This is a genomic window from Cecembia calidifontis, assembly GCF_004216715.1.
Taxonomy (GTDB): Bacteria; Bacteroidota; Bacteroidia; order Cytophagales; family Cyclobacteriaceae; genus Cecembia_A; species Cecembia_A calidifontis.
Genome location: NZ_SGXG01000001.1, coordinates 3,243,678 through 3,267,638 on the forward strand (window position 1 = coordinate 3,243,678; position 23,961 = coordinate 3,267,638).

Genomic DNA, 23,961 nt, shown 5'->3' on the forward strand with positions numbered 1-23,961 from the left:
TTTCCCATCCCAAGTGCAGCCATGATAAATCCCCTCCAATAAGATACCTGAGATATATCGTGAAAATCTGTAAGGCCTTTAATTGCCTAAAGTAACTTACAAATCTAATCAGGGCGATCATGATTGATTGGATGCCAAATTGAGCAACATTTTGACAAATCTATAGTTTTTTGACATATAGTGGACTGTTAGAACCTAAGAATACCCTAATATCAATAAAATATCAGCTTGATTCAAACGCCAAATTCTCTTAGTTTTAATTGTGATTTATTATCAAGTTAGTTCAAGTTCTTGAAACTTGCCTGGAATATTTTTATAAGGTTTCTGTGGTGAATAATTTAAAGACTGACTCAGTTTTAGTCCCAAAGATAGTCCTTCATGAAGGCGATTTTGAGCCATCATCACAACCTAAACCTCAACAACTCCGCCATGACCTGATAATACTCGTTTTCGGTCTGCAGGTAATTGGTATAGGCCATGTAGAAATAGTTGGATTCCATAAAATACTCAATGGTACTGATATGGCCCAAGACCAAGGCCTTGTCCAGGTAGGCAATGCTGTTCAAGGTGCCCAGCACCTCTCTATATTCCTGTAAAGTCGAAGCGAGCTTTTCGTATTGCTCGTACTTTTGTTTCAGCCAATAATACCGATCATTCTGATAGTCTACCCTTTGGAGTCCTGCAAAACTCAGCTCTGCTTCTTTCTGCCTGACACGGTATTTGTTTTCCCAAAGGGGTATGGTGGTGCCCACATGGAAACCCTGGAAAGTTGCGCCAAGAATGCCCTGATAGCGGTAACCCGCCTCCAGCTTGGGCAGGGCCATGGCTTTCATCACCTCTACCTGTTTTTTGGCAGTGCTGCTCTCCAGTTCATAAAAGCGCCACATAGGATCCAGGCTTTTCATTTCTTCGAACAACTCCTCAAATCGGGGCAAGGAAAGTTCGTCCGGATAATGTGTGGCAGTGAATGAAATGTCCAAGCCTCCATTCAATCCACTGAGATGTTGAAGGAGCTGATTGATCTGGGCGGTATTCAACTGATAATCCTTGTTGATTTCAATCAACTGCAGTTTGGCTTTATTGACGTCCAGAATATTTCCGTCCCCCGTGGACAGTTTTTTTTCAAAATCCTGTAAAAGCTTTTCTGTGGCTGCTTTTCTTTCTTCAATTTGTTGCTGCAGCTTATACCGGTATATCAGACTGAACATGGTCTGTTTGGCTTCCAGCAGAATACCCTGTCTGCCGGATAGGAAATCCAGTTCGGCCTGGGTACTCTGTCCTGAAGCCAGTTCTTTTTTTCTACTGTAGGCTGTCGGAAAATCAAAGGCCTGATTGACCAGGATATCAGTTTGGTTGCCCACAGAAAAAGGTTGGCCTTTTAGGAAATCATACTCTATGTTAGGGTTGTATAATCTGATATCTGATTTGAAGGCCAATTTCCTTGCTTCCAGACTTTGTAGTTGTGCCTGCAAAGTTTTGTTGTTACTTTCAATATCCATCAATACCTGCTCCAGGTTCTTTTGGGCAAGCAAGGGAAAAGAGACCATGCAGGTCAGCAATAGAATGATGCTATGTTTTTTCATGGTTGCTCGGTTTTTGAATTGCTGATGTAATAGACCATCGGAACAATGATCAAATTCAATAGGGTAGAGGTAGTAAGCCCTCCCAGGATGACCTTTGCCATGGGGCTTTGGATTTCATTCCCTGGCAGGTCACCGGCCAGTGCCAAAGGGATCAAAGCAAGGGCTGCGGTAATAGCAGTCATCAGGATAGGGCTTAACCTGTCCTTTGAACCTTGTATGATGGTCTCAAAAAGGCCAATGCCCTGTTCCCGAAGCAGTTCATAACGGGATACCAAGAGGATGCCATTTCGCGTAGCGATGCCAAATAGGGTGATAAAACCAATAATGGCCGGAATACTCAGTATCCCGGAAGTAAAATAGATGCTTAAAATACCCCCGATCAATGCCAGAGGAAGGTTGATCATGATGATGGAAGCCAGCTTTACCTTTTTGAACTCCTGGAATAGCAAGAGGAAAATCACCAAAAGCGAAAAGAAGGAAGCGACCAATAATGTGGTGCTTGCCTCTTCTTCCGCCTCAAACTGTCCTCCCAACTCTATATGATAGCCTTCCGGCAACTGGATTCTTTCCTCAATTCTGGATCTGATTTCATCGACCACACTTTTTTGGTCACGTCCGCTGACATTGGCAGAGACCACGGTTTTTCGCTGCACATTTTCCCTATTGATGGTACTGGGACCACTGCTGCTGACAATATCCGCTACATAGTGAATGGGGATTTTTTCTCCTGAACCTGTATCGATCAGGGTATTGAGGATATTTTCCATTTTACCCCGATTTTCCTCATCAAAACGCACAATCAGATCGAAGGAGCGGTTGCCCTCATAGATTTCAGATACTTTCTCGCCTGCTATGCCCACATCTATAATTTGGTTAAACCGGGCTATACTGATCCCGTATTGACTTAACAATTCACGGTTTGCCCGCAGTTGGAATTGAGGGATTTCTATCTGTGGTTCTACTGTCAGGTCCACTAATCCTTCGATGTCTTCAATTTCATGTTTGATCTGATTGGAAAGTTTGAACATGCGGTTAAGGTCAGTGCCAAAAATTTTGATGGCTATGTTGGCTCGCGTTCCGGAAAGCATGTGGTCAATTCTATGGGATATGGGCTGCCCTATGCTGATATTGGCCTCTTTGATATGGGAAAGTTTGTGACGTACATCGGCAAGGAATTCAGAGCGGTCCCTGTCCTCTAAGTGGAAGGGGATTTCAATTTCAGAGGAATTGACACCCTGTGCATGTTCATCCAGTTCAGCCCTGCCGGTTCTTCTGGTGGTAGAAATCACTTCAGGAATGGTCAGCAGGGCCTCTTCAATCCTGGTACCTATTTTATTGCTCTCTTCCAAAGACAATCCCGGTCGCGCCACTGCAGCAATGGTCATAGCGCCTTCATTGAATTCCGGCAGGAAGCTTCGCCCCAGTCGGGTGAAAATGATTATGGCAAGGACAAGCATGGCAATCGTGGATCCGATAAAAACTTTTTTGTAAGCCATGGCCTTTTCAAGAAAAATTCCATAGAAATGCTGAAGCTTATCCACCAGCCAGCTCTCTTTTTCCTGCTTCATCAGTTGTTTTTTATTGGTCAATAAAAAGCTACATAAAACAGGGGTAAGGGTGATGGCGATAATCAAGGAGGCAAAAAGGGCTACTATAAAGGCAATTCCAAGTGGAGCAAGTAGCCTGCCCTCCATTCCAGTAAGGAAAAACAAAGGCAGAAAGGCTACAATGATAATAAAGGTGGCATTGATGATGGAATGCCTGATCTCAAATGAGGCATCGAAAATAACAGTCAGTTGCTTTTTGCGCTCACCTTTTGGAAGTTTGGCATTTTCTTTCAGTCGCTTGTAGACATTTTCCACATCGATGATGGCATCATCTACCAGGTCACCGATAGCGATGGCCATGCCGCCCAAACTCATGGTATTGATGGTGAAGCCCAGCCATTTCAGGGTGAGGATGGCCACTATTAAAGAAATGGGAATTGCCAATAGGGAAATAAGGGTAGCTCTCCAATTCATCAGGAAGAGGAAAAGGACGATCACCACAAATGCTGAGCCTTCCAATAATACCTTTTGGATATTACTGATGGAAGCATTGATGAAATCTGCCTGTCTGAAGACTTTGGTATTGATATGGATGTCTTCTGGCAAAGTTTTTTTGAGTTCCTCCAGTGCTACATCGATTTTTTCTGTCAGATCAAGGGTATTCACATCGGGTTGCTTGGATACCGAAAGGACTACTGCAGGTTTGGCATTGGCTGAAGCATCACCGATCTTGGGTGCTGCCCCAATACGGACTTCAGCTACATCCTCAATGCGGATGATTTGGTCTCCTTCCTTTTTGATAATCGAACGACCGATTTCCTGGGCATCACTGGTCCTTCCCATACCTTTGATGATGTATTCATTACCATATTGGTTAAGGAATCCACCGGAAGAATTACCGTTGGAGGACCCAGCAGCGGTAATGAGCTCTTGAAGGGAAACATTATGGTACCGCATCTTTTGGGGATTGGCAAGGATCTGGTATTGCTTATAATCACCTCCATAGACGATTACCTGTGCGACACCTCCTGTTGCCAATAGCCTCGGCCGGATAATCCAGTCTGAGATGGTCCGGAGTTCCATCATAGAGGTACTGTCTGCATAAAGGGCTACAAACATGATTTCACCCATGATGGAGGATTGGGGAGCCATAGTCGGGGTGCCTACCCCCAAAGGAAGACGGTCTGAAATGGCAGAGATTTTTTCATTGATTATTTGTCTGGCCCTGTAAATGTCTGTATCCCATTCGAATTCAATCCATACTACTGAAAAACCACTGGAGGAGGCTGAGCGGACACGGCGTACGTTGGTGGCTCCGTTTACAGCCGTTTCGATGGGGAAACTCACCAATCTTTCTACTTCCTCCGGTGCCATTCCATGGGCTTCGGTCAAAATAACCACTGTAGGAGCCGTTAAGTCAGGAAACACATCCACCTCCATATTAAAGGCTACGTAGGTTCCGAAAAATGACAAGAGTGCGAACCCAACGATTATCAGAAGCCGGTTGTTGAGAGAGAAATTTAATATTTTATTGAGCATGGCGATTCTTCATTTTTAATTGAAAATCAATGCACTACATAGATTTGATGTCATATGATTTTTTGATTTTAATGGGTGTGGCCATGCTCTGGAATGGCTCCAGAAGAAGTGGCAAGTTTGATGGAATAAGCTCCTTTGGTTACTACCCGATCACCTTCTTGAAGCCCTGATAATACCTGGACCATCTTGCCATCATTTCCGCCTAACTGTACCTCTTGCTTCAGAAAAGTTTCTCCACCGCTCTGTATGTAGACAAAGTGAGTACCCATTTCCTCCATCAATGCTTCTACCGGAATCAACAAGGCATCGGGTATGACAACGGATTTGAGAAATACTTCTGTAATAGAGCCCGGAATTAGGTTGCCTATATTGTCAATTTCAAAGCTTATGGGTACAAAAGCAGCATTGGAAGAGGTACTTTTTCCGTAGGATATGACCTTTCCGCTCATCGACTCCGTGTCAAAAATCTTTGCATCTCCTGCCATCCTGAAATTTGCTGCTGAAAAGGAAGGTAACAGGTGAAAATATTTTTGGGAAACTTCTGCCTGTAAGATCAACTTCTGGTTTTTGCTGATGACAGCTAATGGCGTTCCTGCTTCTACATATTGCCCTTCTCTGACCAAGATGTTTTTGACAAAACCGTTCAGAGTAGAAGTGATTCTTTGTCCGGTTTTCGAATAATTGTTGGCCATTACCTGATAAGTGTTGGATGCCGTTTCATAGGCGGCTTTGGCCTGTAGGAAATCTTTTTCTGAGATGATCTGATCTTTTACCAAAAGTTCAGCCCTTTCGAAGTCTGCTTTGGCCTGAAGGTACCGCACTTGGGCGTCTTTGAACATGACTTCGGGATTTCCCTGAGTAAGCCCGCCACCGCTGATGGTGAAAAGTTGCTCTCCTGCTTTGACCTCCGACCCTATGATGGACTTGTTACCTGAAAACAGAACCGTTCCGCTTGATTTGGCTGTCACTATGTTTTCATCTCCCGGAGCGGGAAGAATTCTTCCTCCTGTTTTGAAGACCTGTCTGAAAGGTCCTCGTTTTACAGTGACATTAGCAAAATCAATGCTCCAGGCCTGGTTTTTCAGATAGCTTATTTCCTCACTGTTTCCTTTTTTGCTCAGGGTTCTGACGGCAGTGGTAAGATTAGGATAAACCTTAACCTGATCAAAGTGAACAGATTCTGTTAGCTTAGGCGTTTTTATTTCAATGGCAAGCTGTCCAACTCCTTCAGATTCCGGAGTGATATCCAGTTCAAAAATACCAGGAGTATCCGGCTGATTACTTGATGCAGCGTATTTTTGTCCATTTAGGGTAAGGCTTAGCCGAATTTGCCCTTCTTGAAGAGGTTTAAAACTTTCACCCAATACCGTGATATGGGCCATGACCTTGGACATCCTGTTTTGTACCAAAGGCTCAAAATCAAGAAAGACTTCGAGGTTGTCAGTGTAGGTAGTCATCGCTTCCGTAGGAATCGCGGATGCTTCCTCATGGTGGTGTTCTTGTCCGGATTGGCAGGCGGCCAAACCGAGCAAAAAGCAGGTCAAAAGAAATTTTGCCTGATTCATATTATTTTAAGTTAAATAGTAATGTACTGGGATTTGAATTTTGGATGATTGATTTCCGTATCCTATCGCCTGATCCGATGATGATCATTGGGTGCTTCAGGTAAGTAAGCCCTGAACTCAAAATGATGGTAAAAACCCCAACAGCGACTGGCCTCACCACAGAAAACATGAAAATATCAAATCGTGATTTTCTAAATATTTTAGATCATGTCACGCAATGAGTAAGTTTCTTTGATGGTTTCTAATTTGATAGGAAATAGGTCAGAATCAATCAGCTAAAAAATGGAGGCGCCCTTAGCCCAGATGGAAGAAGTTTAAATAATGGATCAAAATGCGCTTTATAAAGAGTTAATGACTCCTCATCAAGCAGGAGCTTTCTTTTAATTTTGAACTCCTCTGTCAGTATTCCGGAAATCGTAAAAGTGTGTTTTTTGACTGGCCGTTCAAAGTGGACACAGTTCATGACCTCCATTCCCTTTTCAGAATGGGGTACCAATGAAAAGACAGTTTCTAATATGCCATGGGCATTGTCATGGTGATGTTGGGAACAGTGATGAGATTTGAGAAAGGGACTTTCAAAAGGGTCTTGATGGTGATGGGGAATAAAGTTGTGCCCCAGCATCATGATCTGGGCTAAAAATAAAAACCATATAGCCAGTTTGTGTTTCATCTTAATAGGCTAAAAATAAACTATTTTTAATTCAAAAAAAGTGATTTTGGTCATGAATGCATGATTCTTAAAAAAAAATTGACTTGAAATGCTTAGCTCTGGATGTTTATTGTGCCCAATACTTTGTGCCAAAAAAAAAACTAGTACCAAGTACCAGGTACCATGTATCATGAATTTTGCTGTGGGGATTTTTAGAAATTGTTCATCGGTAGTTCAATGTGGTTTAGAAAAAACATTTATAGTGTATAAAACTTTTCCAAAGTTTTGCCAACATGAAATCTAACCCAAATCAGATGCATCAACTTTGGAAAAGGTGCTTGCATTAACGCTAACTAAATGGCATGGTTTGGAAATTTGGGACTTTTCAATCTTCCCAAGTAGTGCCAAAAGGTGTCATTCTGAAAAACCGCCCTCTAGCCTCAGCATTTTCAATTTTTAGGTATTGCCTTGATTGATATTCCTCTGACAAAGTAAAACAAACCAATGACAGGTCCCATTCCAAGGATTAAAAAAAGGAAAGAAGGATCCAATAATGGGTTTAAAATATTCAATAATTGTATGCTGAGAATGGAAATTCCAAAACCTAAGGAATTGACAATGGTCAAAGCGGTTCCTCTGTTTTGTTCCGGGGCATTTTGGGCTACCAAGGTTGAAAACATAGGAGAATCAGCTGTTATGGCAAGGCCCCAAACCATCAGGAAAAGTAAAAAGATAAGTGAAAAGGGTTGTGTAAAGATCAAAGGAGAAAGAAAACAACAGATTCCAGAAGTGCTCAAAGCAAACTTTGCGATTTGGCTTGGATGAAATTTTTCGGATAAATATCCACCCATGGCACAGGATAATCCGCCTAAGCCGATAATGGCAAAACTGGTAAAGGAAATGTTTAATTCATGTCCATAGAGCCTTCCATATTGTTGGATAAAAACGGGCAAAAATGCCCAAAAAGCATAGAGTTCCCACATATGTCCAAAGTACCCCAAAGCTGCTGAACGGAATGATTTTATCTGAAATACTTTAAAAAACACTGTGAAATCAAAGGCCTGACTGGGTTTGCGATAAGGTCCATTGGGTACCGCTATCCAAATCAAAAAACCTCCAAAAACTGATAAAGCCGAGGTGGCATGCAGCACAAATCGCCAAGGTAATGCTTCGGTCATGCTCCTTACCAAATGGGGAAAGGCTGTACCCAAAACCAAAGCACCAACCAATAGGCCTAATGATTTGCCTAAACCTTTTTGGAAATAATCCGAAGCGATTTTCATGCCGACTGGATAAATCCCTGCTAGGAAAAAACCTGTCCCAAACCTCAATAAGAGGATTTGAATTCCGTTCAATCCCTTCATACTAATGGCAAGGTTAAAAAGCGCGGCAAGTAAGGCGCTTAAAAGGAACACTTTGGAAGGGGAAAACTTATCGGCAACGGTTAAAATGGCAAATAACAAAGTTCCTGTTATAAAACCTAACTGAACTGCTGAAGTGAGGTTTCCCAGAAAAGCAGGGGCCAAATCAAGTTCTGCAGCCATATCAGGAAGTACTGCATTGCCGGCAAACCATAAGGAGGTGCTCAAAAACTGAGCAATGACAATAATAGGTAATATATGTTTCAATCAGATATTGTTTTAAACCTATGATGGAGAAGCTGATCTATTCTATCAAACCTTTGGGAATCATTCCATGATACCTGTAATTTTTTTGGTAGGCATGGGCCAGACTGATCAATTGATCTTCTCCATAATAATTTCCTACTAAAGTGACGCTGGTGGGCCTTCCTTTATCATCAAAGCCATTGGGAAGACTTAATGCCGGATGGCCCGTAAGGTTGGTCAGAAGTAACTGATTGCTGCCATAGGTTGGGGACAGGATAAGGTCATATTCTTTGATAAGTTGGTGAAAAGCTTCAATCAATAAAGATCGGTGACGGTTGGCCTGTAAATATTCCACCGCGGGAATAAATCTGGATTGACGGAGTGAATTGGCACGGGACCCCTCATGTTGTTCTTCCAAGCGGTCCACCCGGCCTGAGCGGAGCAGTTCATCGAAAAAGGCACCGGATTCTGCCCTTAAAATGATATCAAATGCCTCAAAGGGGAAATTGCTTGGCATAGTAACAGGAATAAGTTGGATACCCATTTGGGCAAATTCCTCCAGGGTCCTTTTGTTGTTTTGTCCTGTAGATGTGCTGTCTTTTTCAAAAAGCTCTTTAAAGTAGGCGATCTTCATTTGACTTGGATCCTGATCGGTCAGGGGTCTGAAACCTGCTTCTTTGGTGCTTCGGTCGAGCGGGTCTATGCCCCTTATAAAATCAAAAACAAGCGCACAGTCTACTGCTGACCGGCAGATGGGGCCTACCTTATCCATGCTCCAGGAAAGCACCATGAAGCCGTGTTTGCTTACCGCACCATAGGTTGGCCTTAAGCCGGTACTGCCCGTCCGGGTAGATGGTGCTACAATGGATCCCAAAGTTTCCGTTCCTATGGAAAAGGCAACCAATCCTGCTGCTGTGGCAGCCCCTGAACCGGCTGATGAGCCAGTCGCCCCTTGTTCCAGATCCCAAGGGTTTTTTGTTTTTCCTCCAAACCAAACACCACCCCTTGCCAAGCTGCCTGACACGGTTTTTCCTAACAAGACAGCTCCAGCTTCTTCCAGTTTTCGTACCACTGTAGCCGTTTGATCAAGAATTTGATCCTTGTAAGGCGCAGCTCCCCATGTTGTGGGATACCCAGGTACAGCGGCCAGGTCTTTAAGTCCATAAGGAATGCCATGGAGTGGGCCCCTGTAGATTCCTTTAGCCAGTTCCTCATCTGCTTTTTGGGCCTGTTTTAATGCCAGTTCCTCTGTCACAGTAACAAAGGACAGGAGTTTTCCATCGTATTTTTTGATGCGGTTCAGATATAACCTGGTCAAGGCTTCCGCACTGATCTTCCCAGTTTTGATCAATCCTGCAAGGTCCAATATGGGATAAAAAGCGAGTTCATCTAAGTCAAGGGGCAATGTTGCTGACTCATTGATTTTCCAGGTGTTAAGCCCTTCGTTTTTAGTGAGTTGGTAATCTGTTGGAATGGGGTCAAATATCAGGGCAGGGCTGACCGAATTGTCCAGAAAATGGTTGCGCATGCTTTCGTAACCTTTGCGGTTGCTGGTCAGGTACTCCAGCATGGTATCAATGGCCTTATGGTCAAAGCTAATCCCAATAAGATTTTGTGCTGCAATTACCTGTTTTCTAGTGATCTTCCCGGCAGTTTGGGCCAGGGTAAATCCAAAAATTACCCCTATGATAAGGAGCAACCATCCATGTTTTTTCATGGATTCAAAATAAAGAAAAAGAACGGTCCTGTTTCCTTTTTTTAAGATGTTTGGAAAAAATCTTTGTTAGAAGGGATTTACCGGGTATAGGTTTAAGGACTGGTTGTTCCTTTTACCAAGTACCAAGTACAATGTACCAAGTATCTTGTGGATAGATTATAGGGACAAGAAGCAAGCATTAAGACAGAATTTCGGAACTGGCAAGGGGTGATTTCGGAAGGAGGGATTCCGAAATCCGACTTCCTCCAGCTTCTCGAAATTTTAATTTCGTGAGGCGATACAGCAGATTTTTAATCTGCCATCGTATTATACATTGAGTTAAAACTGGAAAAACTTCAAGTACGCCGCGGTACACTCGAAGGATAAATTTCAATTCCAACTTCCGAAATCCGACTTACCACTTTCCCCTTCTGACTTCCGTCTTTACAAAAACTTACTTTTGATCACCATCATCTTCTCCCTTGTCATTTCATGCATGGAGTAGGGGATACCTCCCAGACCTTCTCCGGATGCATCGCGCCCACCAAATGGCATCCAGTCCACCCGGAAAGCGGTGTGGTCATTGATCATGACGGCTGTAGCATTAAGTTTCTGAACGGTATCCAAAGCGATGTCCAGGTCTTTGGTGAAAACAGCAGCTTGGAAATGATAGGGTAGGGCATTCGCCTGCTCGATGGCTTTATTTCTATCCTCATAAGAATATACACAGACTACCGGGCCAAAAATTTCCTCTTGGGATACCTTTGCGTCTTGAGGAGGGTTGTAGATGACAGTGGGCGCATAGCAGGAATCCGAGAGCCGCTTGCCCCCACAAAGAATTTCTCCTCCTGTTTCCTTGGCTTCCTTGACCCAAGCTTCTACACGGTCCACTTCTTTTGGTAAAATCAATGGACCAACTTCCGTTTTTTCATCCAAGGGATCGCCAACAATAAGCTTTTCAGCCATTTTTGCCATGTCATCGGCCACTTTCTTGGCGATACTTTCATGTACGAATACTTTTTGGACAGATACACATACCTGACCAGCATGGTAAAAACCTCCCTTTACCAAAGCGGGTAACATGTCCTCCAAGTTGGCATCAGGTTCCACAATTACCGGTGCAGCACCTCCATGTTCTAAGGCGCAGCGGGTACCGGGTGCCAGTTTGGATTTCAGGTACCATCCGACTTTAGCGGAACCAATAAATGAAAGGTAATTGATCCTTTGATCTGTAACCAGCTTTTCAGCAGCTTCATTGTCTGTGATCAATACCTGTACCCAAGGATCAGGGACACCTGCTTCTTTTAGGATATCTGCAAAAGCCAAACAGGAAAGGGGGGTAGTGGAGGCCGGTTTCACAATAACCGGACAACCAGCTGCAAAAGCAGTCACTGTCTGATGTACAATCAGGTTTAGTGGATGGTTAAATGCAGAAATTGAAGCCACCACTCCGATAGGTTCTCTGGTAGTAAAAGCAACCCTATTGACTGAGGCCTGGGTAAGTCCCATCGGGATTTGTTTTCCGGTCAATCTTCCGATTTCTTCTGAGGCTATTTTAACCCCATTGATGGCTCTAAGTACTTCTACTTTGGAATCCACATAGGGCTTTCCTCCTTCTTCTGCTGCTGTTTTGGTCAGTTCTTCTATTTTTGATTTCATCAGTTCCTGCACTTTTTCCAGAATTTCAATTCTTTTGAAAGCAGGTATCCAATTGCTTCTGTCGTCAAACAAGGCATAAGCTTTTTCAAGGGCATTTTCTACTTCATTTTCTCCCACCATGGGGATTTCTTTGATCAATCTGTTATCGTAAGGGGAAAATACTTTCAAGGTTTTATGCTTACTCATAATTTTTGTGCTTTTTCTTTCAACATGACATTTAAAATGGGGTGGTTTAAGGAATAATCCACCGATAAGTCAATCAAATTTACTCCTTCTGATGTCAAACATTTATTAAGGGTTTGCTGGAATTCAGCATCAGAACCGGGTCTATAACCTTTTGCACCATAGCTTTCTGCATATTTTACAAAGTCAGGATTGTTGTAATCCAAGCCAAAGTCATCAAATCCCATATCCTCTTGTTTCCATTTGATCATCCCATAAGCATGGTCGTTGAGAATGATGACGGTAAGGTCAAGTCCTAACCTTACGGCAGTTTCCAGTTCCTGGGAATTCATCATAAAGCCCCCATCTCCACACACAGCGATGACTTTTCTTTCAGGATAAATCATTTTTACCATCATGGCTGAAGGCAAGCCTGCGCCCATAGTTGCCAAAGCATTGTCCAAGAGCAGCGTATTGGGATGGTGGCAGGTATAATTTCTTGCAAACCAAAGCTTATATATCCCGTTGTCCAAGGTAATGATGTCTTCAGAAGCAAGGTTTTTCCGCAAAAGGTTTACCAATCTTTGTGGAAGCATCGGGAATCTTTCATCTTCAAAATATTTACTGAGATGCCCTTCTATTTCTGTTTTAACTTTTTTGAAAAAGCCAAAGTCCCAGTGGGGTTGTTTCTTTACTAAGGCAGCAAGCATTTTGACAGATTGGGCAATGTCACCGACTACATTGAGTTGTGGGAAGTAGACAGGATCCACTTCCGCCGGATTGAAGTTGACATGAATGACTTTTTTGCCACCTTTTTGCATGAAAAAGGGAGGTTTTTCGATGACATCATGGCCCACATTGATAATCAGGTCCGCTTCTTCAATTGCCGAGTGCAGAAAATCTTTGCTCGATAAAGCAGCCGTTCCCAAATACTGTCCATGTCTTTCATCGATTACTCCTTTGCCCATCTGGGTAGTGAAAAAATAAATTCCTGTTTGGTCTGCAAAATCCCTCAATGCCTCACAGGTAATTTTCCTGTTGGCACCAGCACCTATCAAAAGCAGCGGCATTTTGGAATGCGTGATCATCTCCACTGCTGCTGCGATAGCTTTATCATCTGCTTTTGGAATCAGATGTCCGACTGGTTCAAAAATGTCTTCTGAACAGTCTTCCTGTGCTATATCCTCGGGAAATTCCAAATGTACAGCCCCAGGTTTTTCTTCAATTGCCAAGCGGAAAGCTTCTCTGATTTGGGAAGCTATATTGCTGGAATTGACTATTTGTTTGGTGTATTTGGTGATGGGCCTCATCATATCCACCACATCTATGATCTGAAACCTTGCTTGTTTGCTTTTTTTGATGGGTTTTTGTCCGGTAATCATCACCATAGGCATACCCCCAAGTTGGGCATAGGCTGCTGGAGTGACCAGATTAGTGGCCCCAGGCCCCAAGGTAGCAAGACAGACCCCAGGCTTTCCGGTAAGTCTTCCGTAGGTGGCAGCCATAAACCCGGCACCTTGTTCGTGCCGGGTAAGGATTAGCCTGATTTTTGAGTTTTTGAGGGATTGGAGCAGGTCCAGATTTTCTTCACCGGGTACAGCGAAGATGTATTCTACTCCTTCATTTTCCAATGCTTTGACAAATAGGTCTGATGCTTTCATAAAATCGATTTTGGTTAAGGAAAAAAGACATGGATATGTATAATCAACCCCAAAAAAAACAAAATGATTTACGAAAATGCCATTTTTATGGAAATTCAGCCTATAGCCACCTTATTGGTAAGCTTTCCAATGCCGTCAATTTCGATATGAACAAGGTCATCGGGTTGTAATGTAAAGGTGTCATCCGGTACGAGGCAGGTACCTGTCATGAGGTAAACTCCATTTGGAAAGCTCATTTCTCTGGTAAGGAATTCCACCAATTCTCCATGACCCCGTTTCATTTGATTGATGGATATCTGACCTTCAAATACAGTCTTCCAGTTCCTTTCAATCTGCATATGGATTTTGGTGTCCGGATCAATGGGTTTTTCCGGTATCCAAAGACAAGGACCAATAGCCGCGGAATAATCATAACATTTTGCCTGGGGTAGGTAAAGTGGGTTTTCACCCTCAATATCCCTTGAGCTCATGTCATTACCAATAGTATAACCCACAATCTCCTTGTCTTTGTTGATAAAAAGGGTGAGTTCAGGTTCAGGTACATTCCATTTGGAGTCTTTGCGGATGTTTACTTGTCCTCCCGGATGAGCTACCCTGTAATGGGTGGATTTAAAAAACAATTCAGGTCTTTCCGCATCATACACTTTGGAATAAAAAACCGCAGCCCCACTTTCCTTGGATTCTTCCATTCGGGCTTCCCTGCTACGGAGATAAGTGACACCCGCTGCCCAAATTTCCTGGGTACCAATGGGAGCTTTGAGGTCTTTGGCTTCCCAATTGACCTCATTCCAAGGATTCAATTCTTCCTGAAGCATTTTATAAAGGTTTTTTTGGTTTACCAAATGGTCCCAATCACGGGTTTGGGCCAAATAATGCTTGCCCTCATGTTCAATGATGATGTCGTTGGATGATCTGTATAATTTCATGATATAGGTTAAGTAGGTTTAGGCTTGAATCTAAGAAAATATCAGAACATTTCGTTCACATTTAGGAAAATTCCGGAAGCCCCTCGGACTCCAAAGCCATAGTCCAAAGCAATATTGATCCGTCTTTTGGGCAAGACCATATACCGTAATCCAAGCCCATACCCCAACTGAAAATGGCTGAAAAGGTTGATGTCTTCTCCTCTGCTGCTGGCGGTACCGGTATTGGCGAATAGGACGCCACCAAACCTTTCTTTATTCTTTTGTAAAGGAAATCTCCATTCCAATTCTGTATAGACCAGATCTTCTCCTCTGAATCTACCCTGGGTATAAGCCCTTCCTGACCTGGAAAACATATCCCAGCCTACTGCCGGTAAAAACATATAAGAAACCTCTCCATGGGTTACGGACCAGGCATAAGTCCAAAGTGCCAGGATATTTCTTGGTCTGTTTTTGCTCAAACTGAAATAATCCCTGTATTCCAGCCACAAAGTACCACTGTTGCTGGTACTTCCTAAGAATTCAGCAAAACTCCTCCAGGAAGCATAGAGGTATTTCCCTTTATAAGGATTGGCTACATTGTCCCGGCTGTCGTATAAGGCATTCAGTGAAATTCCAGATTGTTGGTAGTTTTCAGCAGGTAGTTTTTTTTCTCTTTGATAAACTTCATGGTAGGTCAATTCTGGAGGGTCTGAGCCAAGGTTTAGACTTCGGTCATCTATTCGGAACATTCTGTCAAAATGAAAACCTAATCCATAGAAAAAGCGGGTGTCCTGATACCGTTTCATGGCTATGCCGTACAAGCGGATATGCCTGAAAAATATCATCTCTTTGATGAGATCATCCTTTTCACCATTTGTAGGTTCATTTCTCCATGGCCTTGCCCATATTTTTGTCCCTAAACCATAGGTGGGTTGGTTATTGATGTTGAACCTGAAATCTGTGTAAATGGTATATGAATCATCCTTTAAGAAGGCGTGGGACCGCAGAGAGGTATATAATTGTCTTTTAGTGGTGACCAAACCCAGTCCAATGGCTGTCGACATACTTGTTGTTTCCGGGTTGCCTATGGTCCAGGAAAAAGCAGGTGCTATACCCAAAATAAGGCCTGAGGTAGGATCTGCTGCAACGGCTGGAAGCGGAACAATCGAAACCTTTCTTTCCTTTTTTTGCCTGGTCTTTTCTTTGTCGTTTTCCTGATCTTGGGCATTTGCCCAGGTGGCATTCAGAAGTAGAATGGTAAGGAAAAATAAAGCCTTCAGGAGCTTATCAAAATTCCTGACAATGTTGGGGTTCATATGCGCTGGGGTTAAGGTGATTGGGTAATTCCTTACCTAAGCTCAAGTTATCATTAAATTTTCAATTGTTTCTTCTGTTAAGCCATGATTTTTAAAGTCTGGGTAAAATAAAAAAGGGAGAAGTCGAGCATTTAACTGACTTCTCCCTTTGTCTTTTTGGGAAGAGTTCCCTTTGGAGTTTTAGGGAATGAGTTTAAAACCTTAAACCCGCAGAAAGCTGTATTACTGAATTTTTGACATTGGCGTCGGGTTTTACATCTGTCAGGCCTAGATTATACCTTCCCTGCACAAAAAGAGGCCCAAACAATTGTACGGTCACACCACCTGCCAAAGCAAAATCAAAGGTTCTTGAATCTGAGATATTGACATTCTCGGTCTCACTCAGAAGAAAGGAGGCCTGAGGTCCAAAATCAAGGCTGAATCTGTCAGGAATAAGATAAACCCTTGCAAGAACAGGAATGGACAAATAACCTAATTTGTTTTCTATGTCATTTCCGACACCGGATAATGTAGCACCTTTGGTGGAATAAAGGAGTTCGGGTTGAAGAGAAAGTGCATCGAACAGGTTTAGCTCAACAAATGCTCCGGCATGGAAATTTGTAATGGATTTGAAATCATAACCATCCAAACCGCTTCCACTAAAATTGGAAAAACTCGGACCTCCTTTTATCCCAAAGTGAAGTCCTTGGGCCAATACAGTCGCTGAGAAAAACATACCAAATAGGGCAGTGAGAATAATAGTCTTTTTCATAACAATTGTTGCTTTAAATGAAACAAACCCCGATTGAGGGATGATTTAATTTGATAAATTGAAAATTATTTGTTGATAGCATTTCTTTCCAGTTATCAATCAAGCATCATGCCAGATGATTTAGGTTGTAGCTTCCATCTGATATTTTTTGGCTTTGATGCCCGGTAGGGAAAAATAAAAAACACTTCCCTTGCCCTCTTCACTTTCTGCCCAAATCTTACCTCCATTTTCTTCAATATAGAGTTTGGTCAGGTTCAACCCCAAACCGGTTCCCTGCTCACCTGAAGTTCCTCTTTTACTTTTTACCAGATCAGATCGGAAAAGCCTTTCTGCTTCTTCTTTATTCATTCCAACCCCTTGGTCTTTAATGAAAGTGATGATAAAATCATCTTTTTCCAAGACTCCCAACGTGATGGTTCCTCCTTGGCTACTGTATTTGATGGCATTGCTCAACAGGTTCCTTAAAACCAAATCCAGATGATTGGGATCTACCATTACAGAGATTTCTTCCCCAATTTGATTGTCAAATTCAATTCCTTTTTGCTGGAGCAAAGTCGAATAAAATCCCTCAAGTTCAAGTGCTTTTTCTGATAATGAAGTCGGAATGGGTACTGATTTGACCATATTCATTTGCTGCATGGACCATCTCAACAGGTTGTTCAACGTTTCCATAATGGCTCCTACATTCTTATAGAGTTCAGGAACCAATTCCTTAAACTCTGCATCATTCATTCGGTTTCTTTTATAAAGTCCGAGAAACATATACAGACTGGCAATAGCCCCTCTTAAATCATGTCCGATGATACTGAAAAGCTTGGCTTTGACTTGATTGGCTTTTTCCAGTTCCATGGTTTTTACTTCCAAAAGTTGTTTTGCTTTTTTCTGTTTGCGGTAGTTATGGAATAAAATGCCTGCAATGAGGACAATGCCAAACAAGGCCAATAGCAAAATCCTTTTTTGAAAATTCTGCCTTTGGAATTCTTTTTCATTTTCCAGTTCCAAGGCTTTTTGTTCTGCCTGGATGACTGCTAATTTTTTGTCATATTCATATTCTGCTTCAATTCTCGCTGTTTTTCTTTCTATTTCCTGATTGAAGACGCTGTCTGCATAAGCATGGAAAAGCTGGTTGTGATACAAAGCAGCTTTAAAATCCCCCATAGCTTCAAAGTTTTTACTCATCAGTTCGTTGAGATCCCTCAATTCAGCCTTAGAGTCCAATTGTCTGGCCAATTTTATCCCTTCTTTGGCAAAACGGATGGACTCTTTGTGGTTTTTTAAGGCAAAATGGATATGGGAAAGACTGGTTATACTTAAGAGCATTCCCCTTTTATTGCCGATTTCTTCATCTATTTTTTGGGATTGGAGGAAGAGTTCCATGGCTTTAGCCATTTCCCCCAAATCTTCGTAAACACTGGCAAGATTGTTCAGTGCGGCTGAAATCCCTTCTTTCTCGCCTATTTTCTCAGATATTTTAAGGGATTTCTCCAAAGCTTCGATGGCTTTGCTGTATTCTTTCTTTTTTTGATAGAGGCTACCTATGTTATTGAGGGTAGTGGCCATACCCTGTTTGTCCCCCATTTTTTCTTTGATCTGTAAAGACCTATTAAAATTCATCAGTGCATCATCCCATTTGTCTTGTTTTTCATAGATTAAGGCAATGTTATTGTAAACAAAGGCGATTCCAGTAGAATCCAAAAGGGATTCGGAAATCCTCAATGCCCTTAAATTAGTTTCAAGAGCAGCTACATAATTGTCACGGAAATAATGAATCGAAGCTATGTTTTTGAAGGTTGATGCAATGCCTTTTTGGTCCTCAATCTTTTCTTTTATTTCAAGTGATTTTTCATAAAATTCTAAAGCCCGGGGATAATCGCCCAGTCTGTTATACACATTCGCCAGGTTATTATATCCTGAAGCCAAACCTTTTAAGTCGTTTATTTTTTCCCTCTCAGCGATAGACAAATTATAATATTGTATGGCTTCTTTAGAGTCTCCTAAGAAATAGGAAATGTTTCCAAGATTGTGAAGGCATTCACTGTATTTTTCAAGATTTTTGGCAGCAAGAAAATTTTCGGATGCTTCCTGATGGTACTGAAATGAATTTTGAAAATCACGGTCCTGATAGTAGACCATGGCGATTCCCAATTGTAACCCGGCAATTTTTTCCAGATTAATCGGGCTATCTTTTTTCAGTTCCTCCAAGGCCCGAAAAAGCGAGTCTGTTTGACCCAGTAACATAAAACAGGGTGAGATCAGAAAGGAGAAAATAAGGTAGAAAACTGTTTTAATAGGCATGTCAGAACTTTGCTGTAATGATAAGCAAATAAAAAGGATATGACTCCAAAAAAACAGATTTGATTTTAATAAATTTAACTGTTGGGGAATAAAATATCCTGTCATGATTCATAAAGTCCCAATAAGTATCTATAACTTTTTAATAAACTAAGAGAAGTGTTTAAATATCTTATATTTATAAATGTTTTGTTTTGGCTAAGTCTCGGAACGAAAGCCCAGGACAATGTGGCAAACTTTACAGACTTGGTCCCTTTTGTCACGACGCCATGGGAAGTCATAGAGGAAATGTTGGATATGGCTAAGGTCACCGAGGATGATTATATCATAGATCTGGGTTCAGGAGATGGAAGAATACTGATTTTGGCTGCCAAAAAATTCGGTACCAAAGGCTTGGGGATTGAAATTGATAAGGATTTGGTAAGAGAGGCATTTGAATTGGCAATAAAGGAAGGGGTGGAAGATTTGGTGGATTTTAAGCAAGGGGACCTGTTTGAATTGGATTTCAGTAAGGCCACGGTGCTAACTTTGTACCTTTTTCCGGACATCAATTTGAAATTGAGGCCCAAAATATGGGAAATGCCTTCAGGTACAAGGGTGATTTCTCATCGTTTTGACATGGGGGATTGGGAACCCACAGAGACCAGGACCATTGAATTGGCTGATGGGAAGAAGCATACCGTTTTTTTGTGGGTGATTCCTTAACTTGGAATAATGTGTTTAATTTATTTTTTACTCATTTAACCTTAAGGTTTTAAATACATTTTATCAAACCTTCTTTGATAGGGGTCGCTTTTAATTCAAATGCCTGTTCAATCTTGGAGGAATCGAAACAATAATCTTTATCCAATTGGTACCTCAGCTCTTTGACTTCCTTTAAAATGGGAATGAACAAGCCCAATATCCAGACCATAAAGCCAGGCAAAACAGCCATATTATTGGGAACTCCTAAATGCTTGGCGAGTATATTTACCACTTCCTGCCCACTTGGATATGTTTTTGATGTAGGCAAGTGCCAAACCTGATTCCATGCTGATTCATTTTGGCCCAAAAAGGCTGTGGCATAAGCTGCATCTGGGATATAGGTAAATGTATGTTTTTTATTTTTATCGTAAAGCCACTGCGCTGTTTTACCGGCTTTCATTCGGTTGATAACCGATTCATGAAGAAAACTCAGTTTGGCGTTGGGGCCATAAAAATCCGCAGCTCTAACGATCATTCCTGTTATTTGTTTTTCTTTTATTTCCTTCAATAACATACTGGCAATTTCAGCCCTGACTTTTCCTTTTCTGCTTGATGGATTTACAGGGCTATTTTCAGTTAAGTGCCCTACATGATTTGGGTCATAACAATACATATTGTCAAAAAACAATAATTTGGCTTTTTCAGCTTTGCAGGAATTGAGAACATTTTTCATGATGATGGGCCATTGTTCTTCCCACATCTTGGTTTTATAGGTAATTCCTACTACCAAATAGACCACTGCTGAGTCTTTTACCGCTGCCTTTACTTCCTCTTCTTTCAATAAATCGGCTTTGAACAATATATCGGAATTATTGACTTTTTGAGGATTTCTGCTCACCAGCCTGATATTGGAAGTATAGGCAGCCAATTCTTTGGCCAATGCAGTACCAATGTTGCCAGTTGAGCCAAGTATGGTGTGTAGATTTTTGGAAGCCATGTCTTTTTGTTTTCAAAATACAAAAAATCAAAAAACAAAGCTTGAGAATTCAGTACCCAAAGTTCAAAATCAAAACTTCAAGTCTTAAAAAGCAAGTTTTAAAAAAACATTCAACCTTAAAATGGACCCGCCAGGCTTTAAGAAACCTGGCAGGTGTTCCCTTAGTTCCTATTCAGCTTTATATACAATTTTTCCACCCATGACCGTCATGGCCACTTTTGTCTGTAGGATTTCATTTTCAGGAATTTCCATAATGTTACGGTCAAATACCGTAAAGTCAGCAGCTTTTCCCACCTCAATGGATCCTTTGAAAGTTTCTTCAAACTCAGCAAATGCCCCATCCAAAGTATAGGATTTCAAAGCCTGTTCCCTTGTCATTTTCTGATCCGGTTCATATCCTCCTTCCGGAGTCATCTTTAGGGTTTTTCTTGTCACAGACGCATAGAAAGAAGGAATGGGATCCAAAGGTTCCACCGGGGCATCCGTGCCATTGGAAATCACGGCACCGGATTGTAGCAATTTTTGCCAGACATATGCCCCGTCTTTGATCCTTTTGGCACCCAATCTTCCTATGGCCCAAGGCCTGTCTGAACTCAAATGGATGGCCTGAATCGCCGCAATTACGCCCAATTGGCCGAATCTTGCAATATCATCGGGATGCAAATGCTGGGCATGTTCTATACGGAAACGATGGTCTTTTGCATCAGGGAATTTGGCAAATGCGGCCTCATACCTATCCAGGACTTCCCTATTGGTCCGGTCGCCGATGGCATGGGAACAGACCTGAAAACCCAACTCCAAACCTTTTTCTGACACTTCGCTCACTAAAGCCATAGGCATGGTCTCATGTCCTCTGTGGCCCGGTTTGTCCTCGTAGTCCTCCAATAACCAAGCGCCCCAAGGTCCCAAAGCACCATCCATATTCAATTTGATGGAGCGGACGGTTACCATATGGTCCGGATCTATTTTTGGCCCTTTTTTGTACCACTCCTGCAATAGATCAGGTTGGCGGCTGCTCAGCATAATGTACATTCTGGAAGTCAGACGCCCTTCATTTTTGAATTTTTCCACCAAGTCGATTACATCCTGCCCACTTCCTGCATCATGGAAAGAAGTGATTCCTTTTTCAGCCAGTTCCTGCAATGCCAATTCCAAAGCCTTTTCCCTTCTTTCAGGGGTATCAGCCGGAATCAGTTTGCTTACCAGATAGGAAGCTCTCTCTACCAGTACCCCGGTAGGATTGCCCAATTCATCTCTTAGTACTTCCCCGCCTTCTACTTCCTGTCTTGGATTTTCACTTCCCAGGGGGGTGATACCTGCCAACTCCATGGCTTTTTGGTTGACAAAAGAGGCATGACCAGAAGCGTGAGCCAGGTAAACAGGATTATTGGGGGTTACCGCACTGAGTTGCTCATGGGTTTGGAATCCTTTCACGGTATTGTCCGGCATTTTGAGCCACTTGTCCTGATGCCAGCCTCTTCCGGTAATCCATTCTCCTGGTTCAGCTTTGGCTGCTGCTTCGGCTACCTTTTCTATCAATTCGTCATAGGTTTGGACGTACATCAGGTCGATTTCCAGTTTGTTGTATCCAATTCCCATCAAGTGGCCATGGGATTCAATAAAACCCGGGGTCATGGTCTTTCCCTTCAAATCAATGACTTCGGTTTGCTTTCCTATGTATTGTTGGATTTCTTCTGAGCTACCGACTGCCAGGATCAGTCCATCTTTTACAGCAACAGCCTCAACTTGGGGATTGGAATCATCTACCGTATAGATAATCCCATTTAAATAAACCTGATCGGCATTTTTGTCTGCCCCGCATGAAAAAAGGAGCAAGAACAACAGTCCGAATAAGAAAGTATACTTCATGAATTTTTGATTTTTCTGAAATTAGGATTTTATGGTCCAAAAGAACAAATAATCTTCCATCAAACCTTATAATATTCCACGAACTGCCCTTCAAAGCCTGCGACTTTTTCCACCAATTCCATTCTTTTTGCTTCATTCAGTGCTTTGAAATTTTTGGCGAGATCAATTTTTTCCTGAAGCATTTTGGCATCATCTGCTCCGGTTACCAAAACAGAAATGAGAAGTGAAGTTTGCTTGCCCAATGAATCTGACCTAAATTTCTCTGAATAGGTTTTCAAAGTGACCACATATTCATCACCTTCTTTAACAAATTTGGCCTCTTCGACCCAGTTGGAGAAAAGTGTGATGTTTTCAAACATGTCATCTATGAGATACTGAAAGCTGTCCGGTGTAACTTTCCTGAAAGCCCTGACATATCATTTGATGGGCTCTATGGTATACCCTGTATTCCGAAGTAACTGTATGACACCTGTTTCAGAAGCCAAATGGCCAGAACCCACTGCAATGAAAGTAGGTTGCTCTTTCACCAAATCTTCGATGATAGGAATCCAGCTTTTATTTCTGTCATCAAGGAAGATGCCTTTATATTCCTTGAATAATTCACTTGAAGCAATCATCTGGTACAACTGCTCTATATCCTCTTCCAGATAGGCCTTTACCATAGCAGTTAACTCCTCCATTCCTTCATTATTTGTTACCAATTTTCCAATGTCATCTAGTTGTTCTTTTATAGGGATTTGATCAAAAATGCCTATCTGGGAGGCCACTGTCTCCAAACCGACTACTGGAATCTTTTCTTCCTGAGCTTTTTGGATAAAAAACATTTCATAACCGCTGATCTGTTCGCAGGGCATCATTTTGGTCATGATCATACTTGAAATTACAAAAGGCTTCATGATGCCCATCTGCTCTAGTCCCACTCCAAAAGATTCTTTTAAAAACGCATCTACTGCTATTTGGTGCTCCGGATCAAATTCATCTTTGATATTTGCAAAATCTTTGTTGACAGATAAGCGCTGCATGTCCATCATAACATTTGGATCCGTCAGGTCAATTTCCAAAGCTATTTTTTTGGATTTAGATAAGGCTTTTAAAATCCTTTCATCCATTTTAAATTGGTCTTCGCATATGAGATGGATTGTTCCGAACAAATAGGATTCTTTTTCCAGACCATTTCCGCTTATTTTCCATAAAAGTGATTTTTCTTCACTGCCTTGGGCGCAAAGAAAAAAGGGCAAAAACAAAAACAGTTGGAAATAAATTAATAGTCTGAATTGATTTTTCATACCAAAGGGACTTAACTTATGGGAAACTTAGGCATTTTTTTATGCAAAAGAAAATACGCTATTAAAAGCCATCCTTTGAAAAAATGTTTTGCATATCTCAGCCTGTAATAAAAGTCACAAAATGGAAAGTATAAATCCCAGATATTTGAAGCAGCATCTAACTTACCCGAAAACCATTCCCTGTCGAAAATCC

Annotated in this window: 16 protein-coding genes; 1 reads left to right on the forward strand and 15 read right to left on the reverse strand. The window is 41.9% G+C overall.

Features of this window, described 5'->3' with window-relative positions; translation table 11 throughout:
• Nucleotides 1–401: 401 nt before the first annotated feature.
• The 11 genes from BC751_RS13990 to BC751_RS14040 all read right to left on the reverse strand — a co-directional run bounded on the left by BC751_RS13990 (nucleotide 402) and on the right by BC751_RS14040 (nucleotide 18,878).
• A complete protein-coding gene (locus BC751_RS13990) occupies nucleotides 402–1,583 on the reverse strand; it encodes a TolC family protein (protein ID WP_130276108.1) in 1,182 nt (393 codons plus the stop codon).
• A complete protein-coding gene (locus tag BC751_RS13995) occupies nucleotides 1,580–4,669 on the reverse strand; it encodes an efflux RND transporter permease subunit (RefSeq protein ID WP_130276109.1) in 3,090 nt (1,029 codons plus the stop codon). The genes BC751_RS13990 and BC751_RS13995 overlap by 4 nt, the downstream gene beginning before the upstream one ends.
• Before the next feature lie 68 nt (nucleotides 4,670–4,737).
• On the reverse strand, nucleotides 4,738–6,234 hold the full coding sequence (locus BC751_RS14000) for an efflux RND transporter periplasmic adaptor subunit (RefSeq protein ID WP_130276111.1): 1,497 nt from the start codon (nucleotides 6,232–6,234) through the stop codon (nucleotides 4,738–4,740).
• A 1,098-nt stretch (nucleotides 6,235–7,332) separates the two neighbouring features.
• Nucleotides 7,333–8,511 (reverse strand): MFS transporter, encoded by a 1,179-nt coding sequence (locus BC751_RS14005; protein WP_130276113.1) that lies wholly within the window; start codon nucleotides 8,509–8,511, stop codon nucleotides 7,333–7,335.
• A 37-nt stretch (nucleotides 8,512–8,548) separates the two neighbouring features.
• Nucleotides 8,549–10,207 (reverse strand): amidase, encoded by a 1,659-nt coding sequence (locus tag BC751_RS14010; protein WP_130276115.1) that lies wholly within the window; start codon nucleotides 10,205–10,207, stop codon nucleotides 8,549–8,551.
• Between the two features lie 423 nt (nucleotides 10,208–10,630).
• Nucleotides 10,631–12,031, reverse strand: a complete 1,401-nt coding sequence (locus tag BC751_RS14015) for an aldehyde dehydrogenase family protein (protein ID WP_130276117.1) — start codon at nucleotides 12,029–12,031, stop codon at nucleotides 10,631–10,633.
• Nucleotides 12,028–13,668, reverse strand: coding sequence for an acetolactate synthase large subunit (locus tag BC751_RS14020; protein ID WP_130276119.1), 1,641 nt, complete (start codon nucleotides 13,666–13,668; stop codon nucleotides 12,028–12,030). The genes BC751_RS14015 and BC751_RS14020 overlap by 4 nt, the downstream gene beginning before the upstream one ends.
• Nucleotides 13,669–13,763: 95 nt before the next feature.
• Nucleotides 13,764–14,594, reverse strand: a complete 831-nt coding sequence (locus tag BC751_RS14025; protein ID WP_130276121.1) for a fumarylacetoacetate hydrolase family protein — start codon at nucleotides 14,592–14,594, stop codon at nucleotides 13,764–13,766.
• A gap of 41 nt (nucleotides 14,595–14,635) precedes the next feature.
• Nucleotides 14,636–15,889 carry a BamA/TamA family outer membrane protein gene (locus tag BC751_RS14030; protein WP_130276123.1) on the reverse strand — a complete coding sequence of 418 codons (1,254 nt, stop codon included), beginning with the start codon at nucleotides 15,887–15,889 and terminating at the stop codon, nucleotides 14,636–14,638.
• Nucleotides 15,890–16,082: 193 nt separating this feature from the next.
• Nucleotides 16,083–16,640 carry a porin family protein gene (locus BC751_RS14035; RefSeq protein ID WP_130276125.1) on the reverse strand — a complete coding sequence of 186 codons (558 nt, stop codon included), beginning with the start codon at nucleotides 16,638–16,640 and terminating at the stop codon, nucleotides 16,083–16,085.
• A gap of 120 nt (nucleotides 16,641–16,760) precedes the next feature.
• Nucleotides 16,761–18,878: a tetratricopeptide repeat-containing sensor histidine kinase gene (locus BC751_RS14040; protein WP_242617482.1), complete on the reverse strand. Its 2,118-nt coding sequence runs from the start codon at nucleotides 18,876–18,878 to the stop codon at nucleotides 16,761–16,763.
• 282 nt (nucleotides 18,879–19,160) lie between these two features.
• Here BC751_RS14040 and BC751_RS14045 point away from each other — a divergent pair, with 282 nt between their 5' ends.
• Nucleotides 19,161–19,637 (forward strand): SAM-dependent methyltransferase, encoded by a 477-nt coding sequence (locus BC751_RS14045; protein WP_130276129.1) that lies wholly within the window; start codon nucleotides 19,161–19,163, stop codon nucleotides 19,635–19,637.
• A 49-nt stretch (nucleotides 19,638–19,686) separates the two neighbouring features.
• Here BC751_RS14045 and BC751_RS14050 read toward each other — a convergent pair whose 3' ends face one another.
• The 4 genes from BC751_RS14050 to BC751_RS14065 all read right to left on the reverse strand — a co-directional run bounded on the left by BC751_RS14050 (nucleotide 19,687) and on the right by BC751_RS14065 (nucleotide 23,768).
• Complete coding sequence (locus tag BC751_RS14050; RefSeq protein ID WP_130276131.1) at nucleotides 19,687–20,613, reverse strand: NAD-dependent epimerase/dehydratase family protein; 927 nt, start codon at nucleotides 20,611–20,613, stop codon at nucleotides 19,687–19,689.
• A gap of 168 nt (nucleotides 20,614–20,781) precedes the next feature.
• Nucleotides 20,782–22,482: an amidohydrolase gene (locus BC751_RS14055; protein ID WP_130276132.1), complete on the reverse strand. Its 1,701-nt coding sequence runs from the start codon at nucleotides 22,480–22,482 to the stop codon at nucleotides 20,782–20,784.
• Between the two features lie 59 nt (nucleotides 22,483–22,541).
• Nucleotides 22,542–22,841, reverse strand: coding sequence for a hypothetical protein (locus BC751_RS14060; RefSeq protein WP_130276134.1), 300 nt, complete (start codon nucleotides 22,839–22,841; stop codon nucleotides 22,542–22,544).
• A gap of 57 nt (nucleotides 22,842–22,898) precedes the next feature.
• Complete coding sequence (locus BC751_RS14065; protein WP_130276136.1) at nucleotides 22,899–23,768, reverse strand: TraB/GumN family protein; 870 nt, start codon at nucleotides 23,766–23,768, stop codon at nucleotides 22,899–22,901.
• Nucleotides 23,769–23,961: the final 193 nt, after the last annotated feature.